Consider the following 22,856-nt stretch of genomic DNA (forward strand, 5'->3'; position numbering starts at 1 on the left):
TATTGTTTCTTGTAGAAATAAAAAACTTTACTCTTCATGATGAGATAAACTTAATTGCCGTCTACTGCCTTGTTCAATCGTTTGATAAAACTCCCCTGCTCTCCATTCATAGTCACCTGAAACAGACTTTTTAACCCCTCCACTAATGCTACTTCTATAACCATCAGCTATATTCGCTGCACCACCACTTATACTACTTGCAGTGCCGATTGCTTTATTTTCAGAGCCACCACTAATACTACTCCACTGACCATCCGAGCGATTATTATACCCACCACTTATAGTACTCCACTTACCACTCGCAATATTATCAAACCCTCCACTTATACTGCTAAGTCTGCCAATTGCTATATTATGATATCCACCACTAATATTACTTAACTCACCACTAGCCTGATTAGCCAACCCACCACTGACAACAGAATACTTTCTGTTGATAATATTCTGAATTCCAATAACCATTCCACCATACTGCGTATAAGAGTTACCTATTCCACCTACAATATTATGCGAGCCAGTTTTCTGCTGGTTATTACCCCAGTTACTATTATTTCCCTCACAAGTATTTTTATGCTGATATTCTCCATTTGTGCAAAAGTAATGCATTTGTACACCATTTTTAACTAATAATTCATTATAACCAACTATCAGATTGCCCAGCCCATTAGTAGTATTTGTTTTACCTTTTCCATTAACTATTTGTACATTGACACCGCTAAATACAACCGTACGGCCATCCTTAGACAAACTCACTTTACCACCAAAGATCTTACTTGAACTTTCACTGTTAAGCTTGTCTTCCAGATTTTTAAACTTTTTCCTAAGTTCATCTAGCTGTTGTGCTAATAACTGAATCGCCTCCTGTTGAGCTGCCAAACGCTGAATTAGCTTATTATCTGCACTTAACTCACTGATTGGTAATAGTAAAAAACATACTATGAGTACCCATTTCATTACTTAACTCTCCATAGTTTTACAAAGAGACATTAGTAGTATAAAAGCTTCTATTATTTTGAATCTAAATGGATAGAAATGAGCAGAGTTGTCTTATTATAAATATTTACAAGGAGGGCAGAAGTATTATATTGACATATTCGCTAAAAGCGAATCCATTCCATTAAAAGTCGTCTCCTACATCTCCAACTAATAGTTTTTCTACTGACAATAAAATTAATATTTTATCCTCATAGTGAGCTGTACCCTTTATAAATGGGCAATCAGTACCGTGTTCGTTAGAAGAGTCAATATCTTCACTCTTGATGCTGACTATTTCTGACACACTATCAACCAAAACGCCTTGAATTTGCCCACCAATATCTAATAAAATAATACATGATTGATCAGTGACGTCCTCTTGAGGAAGCCCCAGCAATAGCCTAAGACTATTAACGTTAATCACTTCTCCACGTAGACTGATCATTCCCAACACGTAACCTGGAGCCCCAGGTACTGGAGCCAACTCCATAAAGTTCAGAATCTCTAAGGTTCGAAGCACTTCTACTGCATAAATTTCAGTCTCAAGAGAAAACGTCAACCACTGAGCGATTTGATTATCCGATGCTTGTTGCTCTTGCATTACTCATTCACCACCTTTTATAGGTATAAGTTATTTGCTTTAGCTATATTAGATAGTTTAGACCCTTATTGGGTGACCGAGATTTCATGACCCACAGTACAAAATCAAAAAATCGCAAATTGTGTTACAGATTAGTATAGCTACCTCAAAAAACCAGCCTCTATACTCTCCAATCAAATTTGGTTAAAGTTGCCATTACCCAGCACTTGTCGTGGAAATTATCGAAACATGCCCCTCCCAACAGACTGTTTATAGTAATAACTTCTAAGTTAGCACTTTATCACTCAACAATGATTGGGGTTAGCTGGTAACCAGAAGCAATAAGGAATTTTGTCAGAATGCCACAAGCCGTTTCATCTTTTACTCCAACGTTTTTCAACAATAATTACCAAGCTCCAAGCCCTCATTTGCTTGACCAACACCAGCCAGGCTTAAACAACTTGGTAATAACAGGTATACGCTACTCACCAGCAAAACATAGAGATTTGCCTAGTTTTCGCTCTAGCCCTGATTTTTCTAAATTTGAAGAAGAGTACCGTCAGCAACTGGCAGTGTTGCGCCAATTCAGCGAAGATTGGCAACTTGGTTGTCGAGAGGCGTTTTCTCTACTAGAAACCCGTTTATTTGATGATCACGCTTATTTTGGTCCGATGATAGATACTTTGTACAGCATGGGAAAAGAGTCAATCGACCAATTAATACACTTACTTCAAGTTGAACAAATACCTATACACATTCGTAAGAATGCTTTACAAAATTTAGCACAAGGGGTAACCGTTTGCTCCGAAGGAACGCTATCTAATATTCTTTCCACGACCAGAGAGTTAGCACTAACAGCAGGAGGGTTGTCAGAAAGTCTTCAACAAACTAAAGAAAAAGCCATTGAACAAATCATTACAGAATTTGTTCGTAATCACCACAACCCCAAAAAAGCCTATGAGATACACTATGTAAATGGTTATATGAATAACCTCGCTACAGATTTTGGCTTAACTAAAATTCAAGACCGTTATATATCAGAGGTGGCAATATCGCCTAAAGACATAACAGCAGCTTATGAAGCAGTTCAGAAAAAACTCAACACCAAGCTTGTAGCAGATATATTTTTAAGACCATTATATGAAGAAGTTGAAGCAGCCTGGCAACAGTATAAAGTTATTAAAAGTAATAGCGAGCTACAAACATCTGATTTAGATCAAGCCGTTTCTTATGAAGAATACGGAGCAGATTTATTCCCGAATGATGAAAACCCAAGCCTCCATCAAAAAATAGAAGCTGCTTTAAATCGGATGGATCGTAAGCTGGAAATTGCACCAGGTGAGACCCATGGAATTAAACATGAAGATTTATTTGATGTTCAGGATGATAGCCTGCAATTACGCCCAGGAATAACGTTGGCAGCGCTTTCATTAATGCGGCTATTAGAGAGCAAAGGTTGGTTAGCAGAAACACCTGAAGTACCATTTATACCATATCATAAAATTTCAACAACTGATGCAGCAAATACTGAGATTCTACATAAAGGTCCATTGTTTTTTGTACAGCATTTAAAAAAAAATAATATTCAGCAAGAACTACAACTATTAACAATCAAAGATCTATTGCATTTATTACCTGCCGAGCAGATTGATATTATTAACAATAACCACCGAGAAAACTGGTCTGCATTAGTAATAGAGGCCATCAATAACACCAAAAATAATCAACATCTATTAGATTTGTCTCCACGATATTTAGCAGTCTCTGACCAATGGCATACTTTTTTTGACCGATTAAATAGCCAACAAACCACGGATTATATTAACCAGTATGCTAATGAGTTAGCTAAAGTTGTTGCAGCAGAACCCGAGGGAGCATTAAGCCGGGGACTATTAAATCGAGCATTAAAAGGAAATGATGCTACCTGGTTGGAACGCCTTTTAGCTGTTGGCGTTTCTGCAAATACCCAACTAGCTTATCACCAAACCCCTTTAATGATAGCCGCTAGCAAAGGGCAATTTGATATGGTTGAAACATTGCTGACCGCTGGAGCCAACCTTCAAGCAATTAATCATGAAGGTAAAACAGCTTCATTACTAGCAGCTGAAAATGGCCATGCACAAATTCTAGATTTACTGCTTACCAATGATGAACGCAGTGTCGAAAGACGTGACCAAGCAGGAAATACCGCGCTAATGTTAGCAGCAGCTCACGGAAAAAACCAAGCTATTAAAGTATTGCTACAGCATCGTGCCAATATTGATTCGACAGACAACCTTTCCCGTAGTACAACTCCTTTAATGCTGGCAGCTGAAAATGGCCATAACAAAGCTGTGCAGTTGCTACTTAAATACAAAGCCAGCACCGAAAGACTCAACCCTAATGGTAATACTCCATTAATGCTAGCTTCAGGGGCAGGTCACCCTGAAATTGTCAATAGTTTGTTGAAAGCAGGTGCTCATATTGAGTCTTATGTTCAACCCCAAGGCTATACCCCATTAATGAAAGCAGCAGCGAAAGGAGAGGTAGCAATTGTCGCACTACTGCTCTCACAAGGTGCCAATATTGATGCCAAAGCCTGGGATGAACGGACAGCATTGATGCAAGCAGCAAAACATAACCACGGTGAAGTCGTCAGGCTATTAGCAGAAAATAAAGCTGATTTAGAAGATGAAGATGATGAAAAAAACACCGCCTTAATGATTGCAGCAGAAGCCAACGCTTTAGATGCTGCCAAAACATTGCTGGAAGCAGGAGTAAAACCGAACCATTTTGGTATGCGAAAAACTTGGCACCCACTTACTTTAGCAGCAAAAGAAGGCCATTTAGAAATGGTAAAATTACTGCTTGAAAAAGGTGCTGATATTAAAGCTCATTCAAACTTTCACACCGCCGAGTATTATGCAAGAAAATATGGGCATTCAGCAGTTGCCGAATTTTTAGCTAATTATAGTTAGTTGCCAACAAGTAACAGGGTGGGTTATATACCTACCCCCTTACAGGAGACCCCCACCCTTAGATAACACTGTCAGATATCTTTATCTCCTGCAGTTTAAGTGTATTTTGCAAAAACTACTCGCCCCACCAGTCGGCAAGCAAGTGCGACAAAAACATAAATGAAAGGGAACGCAGCTAGTATTAATATACTCAGTATAAAAACCATAGCCCTTGCTTTTTCACCTGGGTGATCAGCCAAACAACTAAACTGACTTTCCACATCAGTTGTCACTGATGATAGCTCACCCGTGGTACAATAAGGAATAAACTTTGTTCCAAGTTCTGGAGTATATTTAACCTTCTCTACAAATTCACTTAATGGTGTGAGTTGCAGATACAAGTTTGCTGCAATTAATAATGCTAATAATACTAGCTCCCATCTTAAAATATTTTTTACCATAATAAAGCCTTTGGGTTGACTTAAATTAGCAATAATATTCAATGCCAAATAATAGTACAGGCAAGTGCAAATTTTTTGATTTAAATTAGCAAATTTTGTGCAGAGTTAGCTCACCACTGTTATCAACAATGCTCAATACTGACAGGCGCTACCAAGGACTGTGAAATGCGTAATACCTTTCGCGAATGTTAAAAGTGGCTGTACTTTGTTGAAATAGTCAGCCTAAAGAGGCTATCAATATTTCCAGAATGGACTTTGTTAGCAAATATGCTGAAAATACTAACACTTTGGACTCATTGGACTACATGCAAAATACCTGTAGTTTGCTGAAATAGCCGAACCTGGTTTTGTAAAGGAAAAATGATGCTTGCTTATTTTGAACGAGTAATAAAAGCTTTCCCTAAGCAGGAACCTGAGCAGCCTCCCAATACGCTGCTGATGTTTTGCTTATACTACACCCGCGGCATGTGGCGTCCTATTTTGTTAGTCTCTTTCTTTACAGCAATTGCTGCTGTTGCAGAAGCCTCTATGTTCGGAATGATGGGGGTTTTGGTTGACTGGTTAGAACAACATGACCCCACTACTTTCTTTACCGAAGAAAAAACCTGGTTAATCATATTGAGTGTTGCCTTATTGATTGGTATACCAGGGGTGCTACTAATCCATTCATTGTTAGTGCATCAAACCCTGCTAGGTAACTACCCCATGGCAATACGCTGGCTTGCACACCGTTACCTGCTAAAACAAAGCTTGGCTTTTTACCAAAATGACTTTGCTGGTCGTATTGCTACCAAAGTGATGCAAACCGCTTTATCGATACGTGAAACTGTGATGAAGCTTGTTGATGTAATGGTATATATTTCCATTTATTTTATTACCATGGTCATACTAATCGGCCAGGCAGATAAACGTCTCATGATTCCACTGTTAGTCTGGCTTAGCGCCTATATTGGTATTCAATGGTTTTTTATTCCTCGTTTGCGTCGTATTTCGACCCAACAGGCAGATGCTCGCTCAGTAATGACTGGTCGTATTGTTGATAGCTATACCAATATTCAAACCGTAAAGCTATTTGCCCACACTCAGCGTGAAGCAGCCTACGCCCAAGACAGTATGAACCTATTCTTAACTACTGTGCATAAACAAATGCGATTGGTAACAGGATTCAATGTTTGCCTGGATTGGATCAATTATACATTGGTTTTTGCTGTAGGCGCTCTGTCCTTATATTTATGGTCATTAAATGAAGTGACTACGGGGGCTATTGCAGTGGCTGTTGCGTTATCTCTGCGTTTAAATGGAATGAGCCACTGGATTATGTGGGAAATAAGTTCTTTGTTTGAAAATATTGGTACAGTGATGGATGGCATGAATACTTTAAGCCAACCACGTGAAGTACTTGACCATGACCAAGCCCTACCAATTCAGGTCAAAAAAGGTGCTATAGATTTTGTCAATGTCAGTTTCCACTACGGCAAACAATCTGGTGTTATCGATAACCTGAACTTGAACATTAAACCAGGTGAAAAAGTGGGTTTAGTTGGCCGCTCGGGTGCAGGTAAATCAACCTTGGTTAATTTACTACTCAGGTTTTATGATGTTGAACAAGGAGAAATTCAAGTTGATGAACAGAATATCGCCACTGTAAAACAGGAGTCGTTACGTGCCAATATTGGTATGGTCACCCAGGACACCATGTTATTGCATCGTTCAGTAAGAGAAAACATTCTTTATGGAAAACCTGATGCCACAGAAGAAGAATTAATCGCTGCCTGCCAAAAAGCAGAAGCCTATGACTTCATCCAAGAGTTAACTGACCCCAAAGGCAATACAGGCTTTGAAGCACAAGTGGGTGAGCGTGGTGTTAAACTGTCCGGAGGGCAAAGACAACGGATTGCTATTGCCAGAATGCTACTAAAAGATGCACCTATTTTAGTTTTGGATGAAGCCACTTCAGCTCTTGACTCTGAAGTAGAAGCCGCCATTCAAGAAAATCTGTATAAACTCATGCAAGGCAAAACAGTTATTGCAATTGCTCACCGACTTTCGACCATTGCAGCAATGGATCGGCTTGTGGTAATGGATCAAGGAAAAATTGTTGAACAAGGCACCCATCAAGAGCTGGTATCAGCTGGCGGGATTTATGCACAACTATGGGCGCATCAAACAGGTGGTTTTTTGGGAGAAACATAAACATACCTACTATTGTTTCCTCACTCAAACCAAAGCCCAGTTATTATATAACTGGGCTGATAACTAACCAACCTTCTCCTCAATTGATAAAACCATAAAATTTATCACCTAAATCTAAAAGAACACTGTATCTATTCAAGCTATAAAAAATGTACTCATAGCAACCTGATAGCTATTTTCACTATCAGGTTATATATTTTACGGTTAAGGATAAGACCTTTAGGAGTCTTTATTATGACTGGCATTAGCAATTCTCCAGCTTTTTCTACTGATAAAACAAATAATTCAATAGATCTGAGTATTGCTAATGACAAAAAGCCTTCATCATCTGTTAGCAGTTTTTTTTCAAATATTGGTCATTTTTTTCAGGTCCATATTGGTAAAAAAGCAAAATCTTATGATTTAACTGCTGCCCAATATGCCTTCGAAAATGAGAAGCCTGCAGCTGCAAGGCTCATTAATATAAAAAACAGCCAAGATAGTTCCAGTAGTATTCAAAATGCAAAAAATCTTCAAAATCTGATTCAGTTATATGTCAACGCAGCACACGATGTTTTAGTTACATTTCCAATGCATGATTTTAAAAATCAGGAAACAATTAGTGCGTTAACCAATAATTTAAAAAATTTTCAACAACAATACCCTACCAAGGGATTCGCATCTAAAGAACAGATGAAAGCCGCCAACCAGTTGAAAAATAATATGGAGAATATCCTGCTTGCAGCAGCCCCCATTGGAAAGGATACAAAAAAAGTAGTCAAACAAGAATTAAAAGAAGCGATAGCCAAACGCCTGAACCAAAATACCGAAAATTGGCAACCAATATCAAAAACTATTGAATGGAAACAAGATCAGCAAGTCAGTCAATATACAAGCGAAATGATACCTGCTGCTCGACTGCCCTCATTAAAAGTCACCTATCAAAACTCAAAAGTGGCAGGTATCAGTTCCATGACAACCAACGAAACGAACCATGCTGTTAATTTATGGGTGTCAAAGTTTAAAAACTCAACAGGTAAAACTGTTTTTCAAGGTGTTCGCCATGGGGTTAATACGCCATTTGCCATAAAGGACTCAAATACTCGCGCAGCGGGTGCAGACAAGCGTACACATGAAGTTATTCAAGCTGCACTTGAAACTCAAAAGGAACAGCTAATAGCACACCTACAATCTAATAGGCAAAATGAACCATTTCAGTTAAAGTTAACATCAACTTCACTATTAACTCCCTCCCAGTTTTACAAAGGTAAAGCTTATAAAGAAAGACAATTTATACAAGAGCAACTGTTAGCTTGGGAACGGGCAAGTAAAGAACCAAAAAAATTCACGATTAATATTAATGGTGAAAATAAAGAAATTACGGTAAAACTTGATGTACTGGCATTTAATTTTGGAGTAAATGGTGGTGCTAAACTAGCAAGCAAATACCCTATGCTCGTTAAGCTTGCTGATAAACATCCCAATACTGATATAACTGGCTGGAAACTAGCTGACAGGCTAAACAACGATCCCCTTAATCGACTGTTAAATTGGGCTGTTAACTATAAAGAAGCTTGTACTGATACAGTAAAAAAACAACGCATTCAATCCTATATGGACAACATTGCTAAGCTTAAATTAACCAACCAACACCGTTTAGATGGTAACAGAGCCTATGCCCTACCAGAGCAAGTGGTACTTCTAAGTAATGAGATTGGTGTAGTACCTGCTTGGAATTGTATGAGTGGTAAAGATCGCACTGGCCTGCTTGATGCAGAAATAAAACAATCCCTAATTGAGCAAGAATTGAATGATGGCAAAGCAGCAGACTTTTCCAGTGCCATGATAGGTGAGCGTCAAAAGCTTCACGATAAAATGCTATTAGAATCTGGCAACCATGAAATTCAACAAGCCAACACAGGTGTTCCAGGTTACAAAATTTTCGAAGGAGGACGAATTGCTGTCGCCTCAAATGCCAATAATATTGCTGAACCAAACCGTGCAGAAGTACAAGGGCTGTCTGGTGCAGTAAGCGCTTGACCAAACATTAGCAAAATGATTTAAAATATGTCTAACAGTAGTGGTTTATTTAATGAAAAAGTTGCAGCTTTATTCACCGCAATTGGCGGTGAATATGTTCCTGTACTGGATGATGATGTAGAAATTGTTTTTACCTTAGAGTCAGGACAAACCATTCACTTATCTGAAACAACAAACGAAAAATTCGAAATATTAGCCTCACTGGGGCCAGCACCTGCAGAGCCGACTCTTTTAGCTACTTTATTGATTGCTAACCGGGATACTCAACTACAATTCCCTGTCAGTTTTTTTATTACATCAGATGCGGTAGAGGCATGCGCTGTTCTGCATCTGCCTCTTATAAATGTATCAGTTGAAGAAGTAGTTGATGGTTTTCAACGCATTGTAAATAGTTGCAATTGGTATTTAGAAGAGCTATTAGCTCTTCCTAACACGAAAAACTCACAACCACAAAGTCAAATTAAAGTTTAATCGGCTAGGTGAATGATATATAAAACCTTTTTTATTGCTCAAGCAATAATTACATGGGGTAAAAACCGTGATGAGTCTTTCGTAATTACTTGCCGGTCTTCCCTAATCCCAATACCAGCAGGTTGATCTGCAATAACCCAGCTGCCAACCAAGGTATAATTATCAGAAAAGACCGGTAATGGATGATAAGCCTGGATAATATAGCCATTATCATCATAGGGGCCTTCCACTATATGCTGGTTACCCTGGTGATCTTGCAAAGTAATATTTGAACCTTCCCTCGAAAATAGTGGTTTTCGAACAAATCCTTTGGTAAACCGACTCCCTTGATTGATTTCATCCTCAAAAAAGGCTGGCAATAAATTAGGGTGGTTTGGAAACATCTCCCACAATAGCGGTAAAATACCTTTATTTGATAGCACTGCTTTCCAGGGGGGCTCTAAAAACTGAGTGCCAGATTGAGGAATAACAGGGCCAAATGCCTCGTCCATTAGCCATTCCCAAGGGTACAACTTAAATAAAGTAGGAATGGTATAATCGTCTAAATCGGTAAACTCCCCGTCAGGGCTAATACCAATATCTTCTACATAAATAAATTTTGTAGCTAATCCCGCCTGAACAGCACAATCTTCAAAATACTGGACAGTACCTCGGTCTTCTTCAGTTCCTTTACAACAAGCAAAGTACAATGGCTGTGGTATATCTATTGCTGTCAAACGCTCAATGAGCTGCTCTTGTATTGAGTTAAATTGGTCACTACTAGCAGGAATCATGGACTGTTCCATCGTTTGTTCCAGCCAAATCCATTGCCAAAAAGCACTTTCATAAAGCGAGGTGGGGGTATCAGCATTATATTCATAAAACTTAGCAGGACCTGAGCCATCATAGGCTAAATCCATTCGGCCATATAAATGCTTATCACCCGCCCTCCAGCTGTTACGAATATAATCCCAATAAAGTTCAGGAATCCGTAGACGCTGTAACTGCTGCTCATCATTTACCACTTTATCCACCAGCTCAAGACACATATTGTGTACTTCAGCTGTCGGATCTTCGATATCATTTTCTATTTGCTGTAAGGTAAACTGATAATAGGCCGATTCATCCCAATATGGCTCTCCATACAAGGTATGAAATTTAAAACCCAACTGATTGGCTAATGCTTGCCAGTCTGATCGAGGATTGATCGGCACTCGTTGCATAGTTAGTTATCCCCCCCAACTGCTCTTACCCCAAGAGCCTCGAGCAGAGGATGAGGAACCAAAGCCACCACGAGATGAAGTAGTGGTTTTCTTGCTGCTACTGGTAGAAGATTTTTTACTACTGTATGAAGAACCATATTTTTTCTCACGATACCTGTAAAAGGACTTATCCAGCTTTGAACGGGAATATCCTGATCCAATTAAAATATCCAGATCAAACTCAGAGTCTCTATCAACAGCTCTAACATAATCAATACACTCATTGAGTGTCATATATTCATAATTCGGCTCACCATCACATGCCGTCAAACCAATAGGCGCTAATCCCATCAAGACTAGTTTAACGGTTTTTGAACGTTTCATTAACCACCTCCTGTTAGTATGTCAAACAAGCAGCAGTTATTGTTCCAGCACCAATAGACGCCGCAGCTAACCAAATACCAGAAGCCATTTCGTTATTAGCTAAACGTTCAGAAATACAAGGCATAATGTGACTAATTGCTTTAAAAGTTAATAACTGAACAAGTAATGCAACAACCCCCCATAAAAATAAATCTATAAGGTTTACCGCACTGACAATTAAACTAGCTAATGGAATAATAAAGCCGAGCAAGCTACCGGAAAAAGCCAGTGCAGCCGCTGTAATGTTTTTCTTAATCAATTCCCATTCATCATGCGGCGTCACTTTAGTGTAAATACAAACATACGCCATAGTCAGCACAGATGCTGAAATAAAATACAAAAAGAATAAGCCTATATTGGATAAATAAGTAAGCATGTTATTTTCCTATTACAAATTAAGTTTTTCTAGTCATACATCACAGCAAATTGTCGCGTCGTTAGGATGTTTCTAAATAACAGACAGTGACATAGGATCTAAATCAACTCCTAAACTAAATACCAGGCAGTCCCCATCTGGATTATGTTCTGCGGAAACCAATAATCCTTCATAACGATCACTACCGCTCAATGGGCGTTCATAAAACATAGCACGATGTACGACTTGATAAGGGGGCTCACCACTTTTTGAATGTACAGTCTCGGTGAACTCTATAGGCCGGATGGTACCAGGTGTCTCTGAGTTGAAGCCTCTTTGATATTGAGTATCAAGAAAGCTTAAGGTTGGCTGGCCTATTTGCCCTCCCACAGCCAACCAGGTATCCCACTCTGCTTCAGTGCCAGGGTATAGCGTTTTTGCAAACACAAAAAACTTTACATCATCAATGTGCTGCTCTTCGTGACCACCTGTTGTATTAACCTGGATAAACCCATCTTCCGATGTATAGTAACGGTTAATATATGACCCCATGCCAAGGCTAGTGACACCTTGTGCTTCAATAATTTGCTGACTGCCAGGCACTTCAAAATTCAACTTATCAGCCAGCATAGTCATCACCACAGTATCTAGTGTCACCGCCGCTCCAAGCCGTAAGTTTAATGGGCTAGGTAATTTATTTTGTTCAGATGCTTCTGGCTGCTTGCCTTTAAACCATTTTCCAAACATTGACTGGCCTCTTTTATTAATTTGTAACAAGCACTAATACTTAAGAACACACAAGAACTAACTTTAGAGATGCCATTTATTATTCAGAGGCGAATGAGTTCCATTTAACCTCATCGCTTGTAATTCGTTCCTGCGCCATAAAGTAGATCAGTTGACCACGATTAACTTGAGTATTGGGTTTGGGGTTAAGAATTAAATCAGTACCTGCTACATTTCCTGCCATTCCAAAAGCAGTGGCATTATGATGCTCTTTTAAATAATAGAAGAGCTTGCCAAAATCAGTACCAGCAAAGTGATCTGGCACTTTTAAGCTGTACTGAGTCGGCCCAGATAAAGCCGATAATAGCTGTGTTTGAACCCTGGATGAACCTGGATCTTCTGCAGATCGCACCAGCATTTCTACGGCAATATCAGTATTACATTCTACTTTTGGACAGTGACTATTCAGTAATTCACCTTTCCGTTCATCTTCAAAATGAGCAACAATATGCCCCTTCGGCTTCAACGCATCAACAGCAAGTGCAGTTGCTAAAGTCTGGTCATCGGTTTGACCATAAATAATAATTCGACTTGCAGTTTTCACCCCAGCTCTTATGAGTAGATTTTCATCAGATAAGGCGCGCCCTTGTACAAATGCAACAGTATCAGGAAACGGGTTTTCTATCTCATCATCTACACACAATACAATATCCCGCTCAGCTCGTTTGGCATCAGCTGTAATTAACTCAACCATCCGAGCTGTGTCATCATCATGCCAGCCTAAAATCAGAAAATGATCAGCTAAATTGGAATAATCCCCCTTACCTTGCATACCTCTCCTCCACCAACTTACAACTAACTGTGTTGTCTTGCCCAAATAAGCCGCAAATAATGCCACAGCACCAGGCATTACCCAGAAAGCAACTAATAATCTACCCCAGATGGTCACTGGCGAATAATCACCATAACCTATTGTTGTTGCCGTGGTTAAATAGTAGTAAATATACACTTCAGGCTTAACTAAATCGCCCTCGCCTAATAACCACAATAACAACCAAGAAAGCAGCGAATGAAAAACAACAACCAGTGTTATTCCAACCAGAGATATCATTAAAAACTGTTGATTCAGCTGCTTAAAAAACCGATTTAGTAAATAAATCATGTACCTTCAGACCAATAATTCTGCACTTTTTTCAATACCCACCCTGAGGAGGCATACCTCTAGTGTACCTGAAAACCAAAACGATAGGTGCTTCATTCAACCACTCGAATATAGTTTAACTATATTGCTGTTGAGAATAGATACTGCATTAGCAGTTTAATCATCATAATTGCGTAGCAAATGGCTCTTTTAATTACAAAGCAAACCCATAACAAAGCAGACGCAATTAATATCTTGAGTAAACACATTGAGCCCGTCGAGTTCAATGTTTACACTACCCTACCAGATAATTAAAGGACAAGGATCAACTAACTTGTGAATGAAGCACAATTGATTAAACAGCTTAAACCGCTTGCTAACTGGCAACAATTAGCTTTCGCAACAGCAATAGCTGAACGCAGTTTACCTAATTACCAGCTTTTTTCAGAGCTGACCCAGTTTGGCGATATTAATGTACTGAAACAAGCGATTAGCTTGCTTTGGGAACATGTTGCAGGCCAAAAAAATACGGCAGCTTTAGAGAAGTGGCTGGCTAAAGCTGAAGAGATTGTGCCTGATTTAGACCAATACGACATGTATGGAGCATCACCCGCACTTGACAGTGCCGTATCAGTTATCTCGTGCTTAATGTTTGCACTAGGACCTAACTTGGAAGATGCAGTACATGTTGCTGATTTAAGCTTGGTCACTATTTTAAAGTTTATCAAACACACGGAAGTAGACGACTTAAGTGGTATAGAGCTACGCCAATATGTAGAGTCACACCCACTTTATTTAACTCAGCTCAGCTTCCTTACAGAACTACATAACCAGTTAACTAAAAAGAAATCTATTAGCAGCGCTGAAATTAAGGCACTTAGAAAATTTGCACAGAATGACCAAATAAGTCATCTAGGGATTACAGCTAATGAGCAAGATGCTTAATTGTAGGGTTTAGAAAAAATTAGCCCTATCTTGCAAGTCACTTAATTAAATATTTCTTAATTAAAGCCTCTTCAAGATAGAGCTATCAGCTTACACGACATCTAATATGCAGCAGAGATCATGCCACTTTTTTGTAGCGTGTTTAAGTGAAAAAACTCACAAGCCAGTCACTTTGTGTGACAAAGTTAACCAAAATATTGTCACTCAATGACATTCCAGGTCAGCAATATAATTAGTTAGATAGTTGCTCCCAGACATTTAACTTATTGTATACTAGTCCACATATTTCATCGGCTATCAACATGCTAGGCTATATAAAGAGTTGCTGTGGTCAGGTGGAATATTAATCCTATATGTAAATATTGAAGTTTAGGTGTTGTAATGGAAGGTGAAGACTTTGAAAGCCTCGTGCTTAAAGTACTGTTGACAGGCTTGATATTATTTATGGCTTTCATTGTTTATGACTTAGCCAAAAAGTCTAAAGCCGGAAAATTTGGCACATTTGTATTATTTGGGGTGCTATGTTTAGGTGTTCTAGCGTTTGTAATTAAAACAATCGTCGTTGAAATGATTGGTAGCTATTAATAAACAGCCATAAAAAAACCCAGCTTATTGGCTGGGCAAAGATAAGAACGAACATGATAAGTGATAAGGTTGGAGCAGCTTATCAACAACTTCATTCTGGTTAAAATTTAGCTTGACCACAATCCGTACAAATACGGATCATTTAGTAACCAATTCACAAACTCCTCTATTTTATAGAGGCTGTCGCGAAAAATTGAGCCAGTAGTTAACTTATTCTATGAACAACCCCTACACGCCCAAACGCTATCACTCGCCCTACAAAGATATTAAGCCAAAAAGTGTTCAACCTAAGCCACGGGTTATTATCTTCAATAAACCCTACTTAGTGTTAACTCAATTTACTGATCAAAGTGGCCGCCAAACACTGTCTGACTTTATTAACATCCCTAACATCTACCCTGCAGGCAGACTTGACAGGGATAGCGAGGGCTTACTAATACTCACTAATAATGGAGAACTTCAACACCGCCTCAGCCATCCACGCCACAAACTGGCAAAGTCTTACTGGGTTCAAGTGGAAGGTATTCCTGATATTAAGGTTCTTAATCAACTTCGCCAAGGCGTCCTATTAAAAGATGGAGTGACTCGTCCTGCACAGGTAAGCATTATTGAGCCCCCAGCACTTTGGCCTCGTAACCCACCCATCCGAGAACGTAAACAGATCCCTACCTGCTGGTTAAGTATTACTATTACTGAAGGTCGTAACCGGCAAGTCAGAAGAATGACTGCTGCTATTGGTCACCCGACATTACGGCTTGTGCGATATCAGATTGGCCCTATACACTTAGGAGCTTTAAAACCTGGCGAGTGGCTTGAAATCTCTCCCAACAAACTCGCAGAAGTGAAATAACGATAAAGTAATATGGCAAACGGTAATAGTTACTTGCACCAGCGCTTGTCATTAGCCTGTTTACTGGTCAGCTTGGTGGTTATCAGCTGGCTTGCGTTTTCACCAAAGCCTGACTTTGTATTAGCTAACTTTGGCGATAAATTTAAGCATTTTGCTGCTTTTGGTTATTTGGCTTATTTACTGGATAGCAGCTTTCCTAAAACACGGTTTAGCTTTGCAAAAGTACTAACACTATTGGGGTATGGTTTATTTATTGAGTTAGTGCAAAGCTTTTTGCCTAATCGATCTGCCTCTGGGTTAGATGTACTTGCAGATATAGGAGGTATCTTTTGCTACTGGTTACTCACCCCCTTGTGGAAACGCCTACCTGTTATCAATTGGCGCTGGTAACCACAAAGCTAACTATAAGCCAAGTTGTTCACGGGTCAGCTCCTGCAAGTCAAGAAAATCAGGCTCTGACAAACCTACATGATCCAATACCGTGCCTCTAATATGCTCCCATTCATAGTCAGTATCTTGCTTGCCTAAACTCTTATAAAGCTTACAGATATGCTCTGCCATTTTTAATAGACACACTAAGTCATCTTGCTCATTGCCCTTAAAATAAGCGGACTTATCTTCTGTTGAAGTCAAGTGATGATGGTCTCTAATAATTTCAGCCACATCTTTGTTTAGCTGCCAAGCTTTGGCCACATAATAGCCAACAATACAGTGGTTAGTATTAAGCTGCTGGTCTTCAAATTCCGCGATATTTTCCACTCCCTCACCATAGGATTGCTGACATATTTCCATGTAGTTTGGAAATTTTTGCAACATTAAAGGAATACCACAGTTGTGAAATAAGCCAATCAAATAAGCATCATCTACTGCAAGCATATTCAGCTGTCTGGCTAACAAGACCATTCCTAATGATACGTCTTTAGAACCTTGCCAAAAGCTTTCTAGTGCTTCTGTATCCACATGATCATAAGCACGCTTCAGCATTAATCCATTGATAATATTGGTGACATAGCCACTCCCCAGCATCATCACTGCCTGATGAATGGAGTTAATCGTTTTGGTCCTAGCAAAAGCTGGTGAGTTAACTGTTTTAAGCACTTGAGCACCAATACCAGGGTCAGTGCTGATTATTTCTGCAATCTTATTAAGATCTTCCCCCGCTTCATTAATCTGCAGCATCAGCTTTGGCTGTGGAGGAATAAAAACACCTTTTAAATCAAACTCTTCTGCTGGGTTCATAGCCAACACGACAACTTAAACAGGGTTTGTGGTTTATGATTCAGTTTAGTCAGCCAACTTCAACCATCAAGCTTCACAGTAGCAACTTTTGTTTATCGCCTCTGTGCAAGCTGACTGGGTCTTGAACAGTAAAGTAGTGTGGTTGCCTTTCCAAGCAAGGCAGCAAACAATTATTAAAAGTGTCCTTTATAAGAATTTGACTATTTATCTGATTATGGTTTACTAGCGAGTCGTTTAGAACTGCTAACCGAGAAATGATGTTTGAAACCTTCGCCACGCCCAGTTTACAAAAGCTATTTCAACACAACCAGCTAGATAAATTTGAGTTAATCTGGTCATTAACCACTGACTGGTTTGAAAAGCCTAACTATCGGCGTAACGGCTGGAGTGGAGTTATTCAATATCATTTACAACCTGACGTGCATTTAGAAACAACTAATAATGCAGCAACAGCAAACGGCTGTCAGGAAAATAACCTTTCACCACTACTTGTTTTTATTAAGCGCCAAGAAAATCATAACACTCGTAGTCTGTCCCACCCTTTTCACGGAGAGCCTACATTTCTCCGAGAATATAAAAATATTTGTAAATTACAACAACTTCAGCTACCGACACTATCACCTGTATATTTTGGTGAGCGTCGCCAAGCAAATCAGCACCAGGCTATTTTAATTACGAAAGCATTAGTCAACCACATTAATTTATTCGAATGGTACAAAAAGAGTCCTACTGTTATAGAGCGGCAGCGAGTCATTCAACATATTGCTGACTGGATTATTCAATTACACCGCCACCGCTTATGTCACTATTGCTTATACCCAAATCATATTTTTGTATCACTGGACCCAAACGATCCCCAGCCAATTAAAGTCATCGACCTGGAAAAACTCAGGTATTTACCCAGCAAACGGTGGCGAGCTTATAAAGATCTTAAGTGCTTTTTAAGGCACAGTTCAGCTTTACCGAAACAAGATAAAAACCAATTGCTTGATGTATACTTTTCACACTACCCAAAACTAATGAAGGTAAAACAAAAGCTGACAGAGGATTTAGGGCACCTCTAATAATACTCTATTAACCTTACATGAAAAGTTTAAGGGTTTTTCACAGCTTCAATAATAAGATAAAATAATCATGTGCCAAGCAATACTTAGGCAACTAAGCAGGTATTTATGGAGCCAGCATCCAACAACTTAAGGCACCGATTAGTTGTAATTGTTCTAGGCATAATGGCAATGCTTATCACACTGCTATGGTTTGCTCAACATACAAAACTGTCTGCCTATATTAATTTACAACAGCAGGCGCAAAATGAATTAGCCCGGTATCGAATTACCTTACAGGGTATTTTGGCAAAATATGAGTCTCTTCCTCAGTTACTGGCTTCCCACCCATTATTGCAAGCTTACGCAGCTCAACCTTCAGACCAAGCAATTGACCACATTAACCAGTTGTTCACAACAACTGCTACTCTAACTAATGCAGCTAATATTTATCTACTGGATAGCACCGGCTTAACTGTTGCCGCCAATAACTGGAATCAACCAACCAGTTTTATCGGCAGAAACTTCAACTATCGCCCCTATTTTTTACAGGCCTTACAGGGCAAAGCAGGCCGTTACTATGCTATAGGCACCACGTCTAAACAACGTGGTTACTATTTTTCTTATCCTATTCAACATAACCAGAGAATTGTGGCCATTGTTGTGGTGAAAGTAAGCCTCAGTAATATTGAAAGCCGTTGGGAGACATCCTGGGACCGAAGTCAACCCCAGTTAGTAGTGGCAGACCCTGATGGTATTATTTTTATCAGCAGCCGCCCACAGTGGCGGTTTAAATCATTACAGCCCTTATCCATGAGCCAACTCAGACGCCTTCAGTATGCTAGGCGCTATGGCAACCAGTCAATTATGGAGTTGGAGTTAACAACAAAGTCCTTAACACAACCTTTTACCCACACCACCGAAATTTTTTCTATTCCTGAGTCTAATGGCAATATACGACAATATTTGACCAGTTATCTTGACATGCCAGAAGCAGGCTGGCGGGTTTATATTTTACTAGACTTAGCTTCAGCACATAAAGACAGCTGGTTCACCCTTATCCTAGTTGCTTCCTTGCTCACTTTAGGTTTATTAGTAGTTTTGTTTATTACCGAAAAAGTTAAAAATGAACGCCAATTACGAGAAGCTCGGGATTTACTCGAGTCCCGGGTTATGGCTAGAACTGCAGATTTAACTGCCAGTAACCAACGACTACAAGAAGAAGTCAAAGTAAGGGAAAAAACTGCGGCTGAATTAAAACAAACTCAAGAGGAGTTGATTCAAACAGCAAAGCTTGCATTACTAGGACAAATGTCTGCAAGTATCAATCATGAGTTAAACCAACCTCTCACCGCTATTCAAGCGTATGCAGATAATGCCGGAAAATTTTTAGCCAAAGGCCGTTTGAAAGATGCAGCTGATAATCTTGGTCAAATCAATTTATTATGTAAAAAAATGGCAACTATCATTGCTCAATTTAAAGTATTTTCTCGCAAAACATCAGGTAGCTTAATACCAGTACACATCACAAGCTGTATAAATGACTCTCTAAGCCTCGTTGATAACCAAATTAAACGCCATCAAATAAGATGCACTGTTAATTTTACTGTGGAGGAAATCTTAATTTTAGGTGATGCTGTTAGACTGGAACAGGTTTTTGTTAATTTGCTATCCAATGCCATTCAGGAACTTAGTGAAAGCCCTGAGAAACTAATAACAATTACGGTTGAAACCAATAATGATCAAGTCATCATTCAGTTTAGTGATTCTGGCCCTGGCATTAGTGATCTTAAAAAAGTATTTGAGCCCTTTTATACTACTAAAGAGATAAGTTTAGGACTTGGTTTAGGACTTACTATATCAAAACGCATCATTGAATCATTTAATGGAAAATTAATTGCTGCTAGTCAACCGGATGGAGGAGCAGTATTCAGTGTTGAGTTGCCACTTTATAAAGATAATCAAAAACTAAATAAACAAAAATAGGCTTTCAATAAAAGAGTTTTCTATGAAAGGTTACATTTGGTTTGTCGATGATGATGAACATATTCGCCGGGTAGTTCAGCAGAGTTTAGAGCTGGCAGACTATCAAGTCACAACCTTTGCTTCTGCTGACACCATGCTAAAAGCCTATCAACCAGACTGGCCGGGTATTATTATTACTGATATTAATATGCCAGGAATTTCTGGTATTGAGTTAATGGAGCAAGTGTTTAAACTGGATTTAACCCAGCCTGTCATCCTGCTAACTGGCCATGGTGATATTTCTACTGCAGTCAAGGCAATGCAAGCAGGCGCTTATGATTTTATTGAAAAGCCATTTGACTCTGATTTAATTCTTGATGTAGTACGACGAGCCTTAGAGAAGCGCCAGCTTACTCTTGAAAATCAGCAGCTAAAAGTTGAGGTAGCCACCCAAAGCGCCCCCGGCCCCAGAATCTTAGGCAACAATGCCGCCATAGGCAACTTACGTCGGCTGATCCATCAAATTATGAATACACCTACTGATATTTTAATTGAGGGAGAAACAGGCACTGGTAAAGAGTTGATTGCCCGTTACCTACACGAACATAGCAACCGTGCCAAGCATCATTTTGTCGCTATCAATTGTGGTGCCATTCCAGAGAATCTGATCGAAAGCGAGCTATTTGGCCACACTGCAGGTGCATTTACCAGTGCAGGACAAAAGCGTGTAGGCAAACTGGAATACGCTAATGGTGGCACATTATTTTTAGACGAAATTGAAAGTATGCCGCTGAGTTTACAAATTAAACTACTAAGAGTATTGGAAGAACGACAGGTACAACCCTTAGGTTCTAACCGATTAATTGATCTGGATATTCGTGTTGTCGCTGCTACTAAAGAAGACTTGCTGGCAAAAAGTGAGCAAGGCGCGTTTAGAAATGACCTTTATTATCGGTTAAATGTTCTGACAATAAAAATCCCATCCTTACGTGAGCGCCTTGATGATGTGCTACTACTTTTTCAGCACTTTGCATCCATAGCTGCAGCCCGTTATGGTCGCGAGGTTAGTCCTCTCACCACTGAACAACAACAAAGACTGATACAGCACGACTGGCCTGGCAACGTCAGGGAACTGAGAAATTGGGCTGAACGCTATGTACTAATAGGCGACGACTGGCGCATAGAGCTACCAGCCTCTCAGACAATAGAAGATATTCAGCGCCGCCAAACCCTGGTAGAAAAAGTTGAACGATTTGAACAAGCATTAATCGAAGAGGCCTTGAAACAAAACCAAGGAAGTATAAAAGAAACCATGGTTTGCCTGGGTTTACCACGTAAAACCTTGTACGACAAAATGAAAAAATATGGGTTAACTCGTAAAGACTATTTAAAAGGCTATTAATCTCCAACACTTTTGGTATAACAAAATAAGATGGGTGGATTTCCACCCATCTTATTTTGTTGATAGATGGCTTTTCACCCACTACCGACTGTTTTTCAAACATTTTTTCCTCTTGTTACACAGCTTAACCTATTGATTAAAAACAACTATTTACTTTTTGTTAAAGTTGGCCCCATACTTGCCAATTGATAGTGAACCATTAGGTAATTCATTAGCCAGGAATAGCTAGTGAATATTAACTCAAAAACAATTAGCTAATAGATTAGTTAAATAAAAACTAGGATATTGCGACGAGGACAAAATAATGAAATTATTAAAAACAATCGCTGCTTCAGTATCAATTACCTTAGCGTGTGTAGCAAGTGCCTTAGCAGCACCCATTGAAATTAAGTTTTCTCATGTGGTGGCCGAAAATACTCCTAAAGGGAAAATGGCAACCAAGTTTAAGGAGCTGATTGAAGAGCGATTACAGGGAAAAGTAACCGTTAAAGTCTTTCCTAATGCTCAATTATTTGGTGATGACAAAGTACTTGAAGCAATGTTGCTAGGCGATGTACAACTAGCAGCCCCAGCTTTATCCAAAATAAAGAAATATAACAAACAAGTTCAGGTTTTTGACTTACCTTTCTTGTTTGACAATATGGCAGCAGTTGACCGCTTCCAACAAGGGTCTGAAGGAAAAAAACTATTAAAATCCTTAGAAAAAAGAGGCTTGGTCGGCCTTGGCTATTTACACAATGGATTTAAGCAGCTATCTGCCAGTTCTCCGTTAAAAACCCCAACTGATGCTAAAGGGAAGAAATTCCGCATTATGGCTTCCGATGTATTAGTTGAACAATTTAAAGCTGTTTCAGCTAACCCAGTTAAAAAGCCGTTTGCTGAAGTATTTACCTTATTACAAACCAAAGCTATTGATGGCCAGGAAAATACCTGGTCTAACATGTACTCTAAGAAATTTTATGAAGTACAACCTTATATTACTGAGTCAAACCATGGTGTTTTAGACTATGTTGTACTCAGCTCTAAAGAGTTTTGGTCAAGCCTGCCCACAGATATTCGACCTGCTGTAGAAAAAGCATTACAAGAAGCAATTACCTATGGAAACCAAGTAGCCTTGGCTAAAGATCAGGAAGATAAACAAGCTATCATCGATTCCAAGCGTTCTCAAATAGTGTCATTAACCCCAGAAGAACGTCAACAATGGGTAGAAACAATGAAACCCGTTTGGAAAAAATTTGAAGCGGAACTAGGTAAAGAGTTAATTCATGCTGCTTTAGCTGCTAATAAGGGTAAATAATATATAACCTAGTTTTTCTCCATTTTAGCTACCAAACTGAGTTTCTTCTTCCCCATGGGGAAAAGGTCA

The 22,856-nt window shown here is 39.3% G+C and carries 21 protein-coding genes; 12 read left to right on the top strand and 9 right to left on the bottom strand.

The window, feature by feature from the left end; all coding sequences use genetic code 11:
• Positions 1 to 27: 27 nt before the first annotated feature.
• Positions 28 to 954 (bottom strand): hypothetical protein, encoded by a 927-nt coding sequence (locus tag G4Y78_RS23180; RefSeq protein WP_163835261.1) that lies wholly within the window; start codon positions 952 to 954, stop codon positions 28 to 30.
• A gap of 163 nt (positions 955 to 1,117) precedes the next feature.
• Positions 1,118 to 1,576 (bottom strand): chemotaxis protein CheW, encoded by a 459-nt coding sequence (locus G4Y78_RS23185; RefSeq protein ID WP_163835262.1) that lies wholly within the window; start codon positions 1,574 to 1,576, stop codon positions 1,118 to 1,120.
• Positions 1,577 to 1,914: 338 nt separating this feature from the next.
• On the opposite strand from G4Y78_RS23185, the gene G4Y78_RS23190 reads away from it, so the two are divergent.
• Entirely contained in the window at positions 1,915 to 4,512 is a 2,598-nt protein-coding gene (locus G4Y78_RS23190) for an ankyrin repeat domain-containing protein (RefSeq protein WP_163835263.1), read from the top strand.
• Between the two features lie 95 nt (positions 4,513 to 4,607).
• Here G4Y78_RS23190 and G4Y78_RS23195 read toward each other — a convergent pair whose 3' ends face one another.
• Positions 4,608 to 4,952, bottom strand: coding sequence for a hypothetical protein (locus G4Y78_RS23195; RefSeq protein ID WP_163835264.1), 345 nt, complete (start codon positions 4,950 to 4,952; stop codon positions 4,608 to 4,610).
• Positions 4,953 to 5,315: 363 nt separating this feature from the next.
• Between G4Y78_RS23195 and G4Y78_RS23200 the strand changes: the two genes are divergently transcribed.
• From G4Y78_RS23200 to G4Y78_RS23210, 3 genes are all read left to right on the top strand, one after another.
• Positions 5,316 to 7,145 (top strand): ABC transporter ATP-binding protein, encoded by a 1,830-nt coding sequence (locus G4Y78_RS23200; RefSeq protein WP_178124484.1) that lies wholly within the window; start codon positions 5,316 to 5,318, stop codon positions 7,143 to 7,145.
• A 234-nt stretch (positions 7,146 to 7,379) separates the two neighbouring features.
• The gene (locus G4Y78_RS23205) at positions 7,380 to 9,164 is read left to right on the top strand and encodes an inositol phosphate phosphatase SopB (RefSeq protein ID WP_163835266.1); all 1,785 of its coding nucleotides are present in this window, start codon (positions 7,380 to 7,382) and stop codon (positions 9,162 to 9,164) included.
• Between the two features lie 27 nt (positions 9,165 to 9,191).
• A complete protein-coding gene (locus tag G4Y78_RS23210) occupies positions 9,192 to 9,635 on the top strand; it encodes a type III secretion system chaperone family protein (RefSeq protein WP_163835267.1) in 444 nt (147 codons plus the stop codon).
• Positions 9,636 to 9,673: 38 nt separating this feature from the next.
• On the opposite strand, the gene G4Y78_RS23215 is transcribed toward G4Y78_RS23210, so the two are convergent.
• The 5 genes from G4Y78_RS23215 to G4Y78_RS23235 form a co-directional block, all read right to left on the bottom strand.
• Positions 9,674 to 10,837 (bottom strand): glutathionylspermidine synthase family protein, encoded by a 1,164-nt coding sequence (locus tag G4Y78_RS23215; RefSeq protein ID WP_163835268.1) that lies wholly within the window; start codon positions 10,835 to 10,837, stop codon positions 9,674 to 9,676.
• Between the two features lie 6 nt (positions 10,838 to 10,843).
• A complete protein-coding gene (locus tag G4Y78_RS23220; protein ID WP_163830646.1) occupies positions 10,844 to 11,200 on the bottom strand; it encodes a DUF1190 domain-containing protein in 357 nt (118 codons plus the stop codon).
• A 13-nt stretch (positions 11,201 to 11,213) separates the two neighbouring features.
• Positions 11,214 to 11,615 carry a DUF350 domain-containing protein gene (locus G4Y78_RS23225; RefSeq protein WP_163835269.1) on the bottom strand — a complete coding sequence of 134 codons (402 nt, stop codon included), beginning with the start codon at positions 11,613 to 11,615 and terminating at the stop codon, positions 11,214 to 11,216.
• A 72-nt stretch (positions 11,616 to 11,687) separates the two neighbouring features.
• Positions 11,688 to 12,341 carry a DUF2491 family protein gene (locus G4Y78_RS23230; RefSeq protein ID WP_163835270.1) on the bottom strand — a complete coding sequence of 218 codons (654 nt, stop codon included), beginning with the start codon at positions 12,339 to 12,341 and terminating at the stop codon, positions 11,688 to 11,690.
• Between the two features lie 79 nt (positions 12,342 to 12,420).
• Positions 12,421 to 13,482: a potassium channel family protein gene (locus G4Y78_RS23235; RefSeq protein ID WP_163835271.1), complete on the bottom strand. Its 1,062-nt coding sequence runs from the start codon at positions 13,480 to 13,482 to the stop codon at positions 12,421 to 12,423.
• A 315-nt stretch (positions 13,483 to 13,797) separates the two neighbouring features.
• On the opposite strand from G4Y78_RS23235, the gene G4Y78_RS23240 reads away from it, so the two are divergent.
• From G4Y78_RS23240 to G4Y78_RS23255, 4 genes are all read left to right on the top strand, one after another.
• Positions 13,798 to 14,406 carry a DUF416 family protein gene (locus G4Y78_RS23240; protein WP_163835272.1) on the top strand — a complete coding sequence of 203 codons (609 nt, stop codon included), beginning with the start codon at positions 13,798 to 13,800 and terminating at the stop codon, positions 14,404 to 14,406.
• Between the two features lie 381 nt (positions 14,407 to 14,787).
• On the top strand, positions 14,788 to 14,991 hold the full coding sequence (locus tag G4Y78_RS23245) for a DUF2788 domain-containing protein (RefSeq protein WP_163835273.1): 204 nt from the start codon (positions 14,788 to 14,790) through the stop codon (positions 14,989 to 14,991).
• 217 nt (positions 14,992 to 15,208) lie between these two features.
• Positions 15,209 to 15,841: a pseudouridine synthase gene (locus tag G4Y78_RS23250; protein ID WP_163835274.1), complete on the top strand. Its 633-nt coding sequence runs from the start codon at positions 15,209 to 15,211 to the stop codon at positions 15,839 to 15,841.
• Positions 15,842 to 15,853: 12 nt separating this feature from the next.
• Complete coding sequence (locus G4Y78_RS23255) at positions 15,854 to 16,231, top strand: VanZ family protein (protein WP_163835275.1); 378 nt, start codon at positions 15,854 to 15,856, stop codon at positions 16,229 to 16,231.
• 12 nt (positions 16,232 to 16,243) lie between these two features.
• Here the strand turns inward: G4Y78_RS23255 and G4Y78_RS23260 are convergent, their stop codons facing one another.
• Entirely contained in the window at positions 16,244 to 17,080 is an 837-nt protein-coding gene (locus G4Y78_RS23260) for an HDOD domain-containing protein (protein WP_230425774.1), read from the bottom strand.
• Positions 17,081 to 17,334: 254 nt separating this feature from the next.
• Here G4Y78_RS23260 and G4Y78_RS23265 point away from each other — a divergent pair, with 254 nt between their 5' ends.
• From G4Y78_RS23265 to G4Y78_RS23280, 4 genes are all read left to right on the top strand, one after another.
• The gene (locus tag G4Y78_RS23265) at positions 17,335 to 18,144 is read left to right on the top strand and encodes a lipopolysaccharide kinase InaA family protein (protein ID WP_163835277.1); all 810 of its coding nucleotides are present in this window, start codon (positions 17,335 to 17,337) and stop codon (positions 18,142 to 18,144) included.
• A 171-nt stretch (positions 18,145 to 18,315) separates the two neighbouring features.
• A complete protein-coding gene (locus G4Y78_RS23270; RefSeq protein WP_163835278.1) occupies positions 18,316 to 20,109 on the top strand; it encodes a sensor histidine kinase in 1,794 nt (597 codons plus the stop codon).
• A gap of 22 nt (positions 20,110 to 20,131) precedes the next feature.
• On the top strand, positions 20,132 to 21,490 hold the full coding sequence (locus G4Y78_RS23275; RefSeq protein WP_163835279.1) for a sigma-54-dependent transcriptional regulator: 1,359 nt from the start codon (positions 20,132 to 20,134) through the stop codon (positions 21,488 to 21,490).
• A gap of 304 nt (positions 21,491 to 21,794) precedes the next feature.
• Positions 21,795 to 22,787, top strand: a complete 993-nt coding sequence (locus G4Y78_RS23280) for a TRAP transporter substrate-binding protein (protein ID WP_163835280.1) — start codon at positions 21,795 to 21,797, stop codon at positions 22,785 to 22,787.
• Positions 22,788 to 22,856: the final 69 nt, after the last annotated feature.

Origin of the sequence: Spartinivicinus ruber (genome assembly GCF_011009015.1) — a bacterium.
GTDB lineage: Bacteria > Pseudomonadota > Gammaproteobacteria > Pseudomonadales > Zooshikellaceae > Spartinivicinus > Spartinivicinus ruber.

Bases quoted from the DNA above. Each gene is read 5' to 3' on its own strand.
- G4Y78_RS23250 (WP_163835274.1), top strand. From the start codon at position 15,209: ATGAACAACCCCTACACGCCCAAACGCTATCACTCGCCCTACAAAGAT.
- G4Y78_RS23260 (WP_230425774.1), bottom strand. From the start codon at position 17,080: ATGAACCCAGCAGAAGAGTTTGATTTAAAAGGTGTTTTTATTCCTCCA.
- G4Y78_RS23270 (WP_163835278.1), top strand. From the start codon at position 18,316: ATGCTTATCACACTGCTATGGTTTGCTCAACATACAAAACTGTCTGCC.
- G4Y78_RS23265 (WP_163835277.1), top strand. From the start codon at position 17,335: ATGATGTTTGAAACCTTCGCCACGCCCAGTTTACAAAAGCTATTTCAA.
- G4Y78_RS23205 (WP_163835266.1), top strand. From the start codon at position 7,380: ATGACTGGCATTAGCAATTCTCCAGCTTTTTCTACTGATAAAACAAAT.
- G4Y78_RS23185 (WP_163835262.1), bottom strand. From the start codon at position 1,576: ATGCAAGAGCAACAAGCATCGGATAATCAAATCGCTCAGTGGTTGACG.
- G4Y78_RS23220 (WP_163830646.1), bottom strand. From the start codon at position 11,200: ATGAAACGTTCAAAAACCGTTAAACTAGTCTTGATGGGATTAGCGCCT.
- G4Y78_RS23255 (WP_163835275.1), top strand. From the start codon at position 15,854: ATGGCAAACGGTAATAGTTACTTGCACCAGCGCTTGTCATTAGCCTGT.
- G4Y78_RS23235 (WP_163835271.1), bottom strand. From the start codon at position 13,482: ATGATTTATTTACTAAATCGGTTTTTTAAGCAGCTGAATCAACAGTTT.
- G4Y78_RS23190 (WP_163835263.1), top strand. From the start codon at position 1,915: ATGCCACAAGCCGTTTCATCTTTTACTCCAACGTTTTTCAACAATAAT.
- G4Y78_RS23215 (WP_163835268.1), bottom strand. From the start codon at position 10,837: ATGCAACGAGTGCCGATCAATCCTCGATCAGACTGGCAAGCATTAGCC.
- G4Y78_RS23230 (WP_163835270.1), bottom strand. From the start codon at position 12,341: ATGTTTGGAAAATGGTTTAAAGGCAAGCAGCCAGAAGCATCTGAACAA.
- G4Y78_RS23225 (WP_163835269.1), bottom strand. From the start codon at position 11,615: ATGCTTACTTATTTATCCAATATAGGCTTATTCTTTTTGTATTTTATT.
- G4Y78_RS23275 (WP_163835279.1), top strand. From the start codon at position 20,132: ATGAAAGGTTACATTTGGTTTGTCGATGATGATGAACATATTCGCCGG.
- G4Y78_RS23200 (WP_178124484.1), top strand. From the start codon at position 5,316: ATGCTTGCTTATTTTGAACGAGTAATAAAAGCTTTCCCTAAGCAGGAA.
- G4Y78_RS23195 (WP_163835264.1), bottom strand. From the start codon at position 4,952: ATGGTAAAAAATATTTTAAGATGGGAGCTAGTATTATTAGCATTATTA.
- G4Y78_RS23180 (WP_163835261.1), bottom strand. From the start codon at position 954: ATGAAATGGGTACTCATAGTATGTTTTTTACTATTACCAATCAGTGAG.
- G4Y78_RS23280 (WP_163835280.1), top strand. From the start codon at position 21,795: ATGAAATTATTAAAAACAATCGCTGCTTCAGTATCAATTACCTTAGCG.
- G4Y78_RS23245 (WP_163835273.1), top strand. From the start codon at position 14,788: ATGGAAGGTGAAGACTTTGAAAGCCTCGTGCTTAAAGTACTGTTGACA.
- G4Y78_RS23210 (WP_163835267.1), top strand. From the start codon at position 9,192: ATGTCTAACAGTAGTGGTTTATTTAATGAAAAAGTTGCAGCTTTATTC.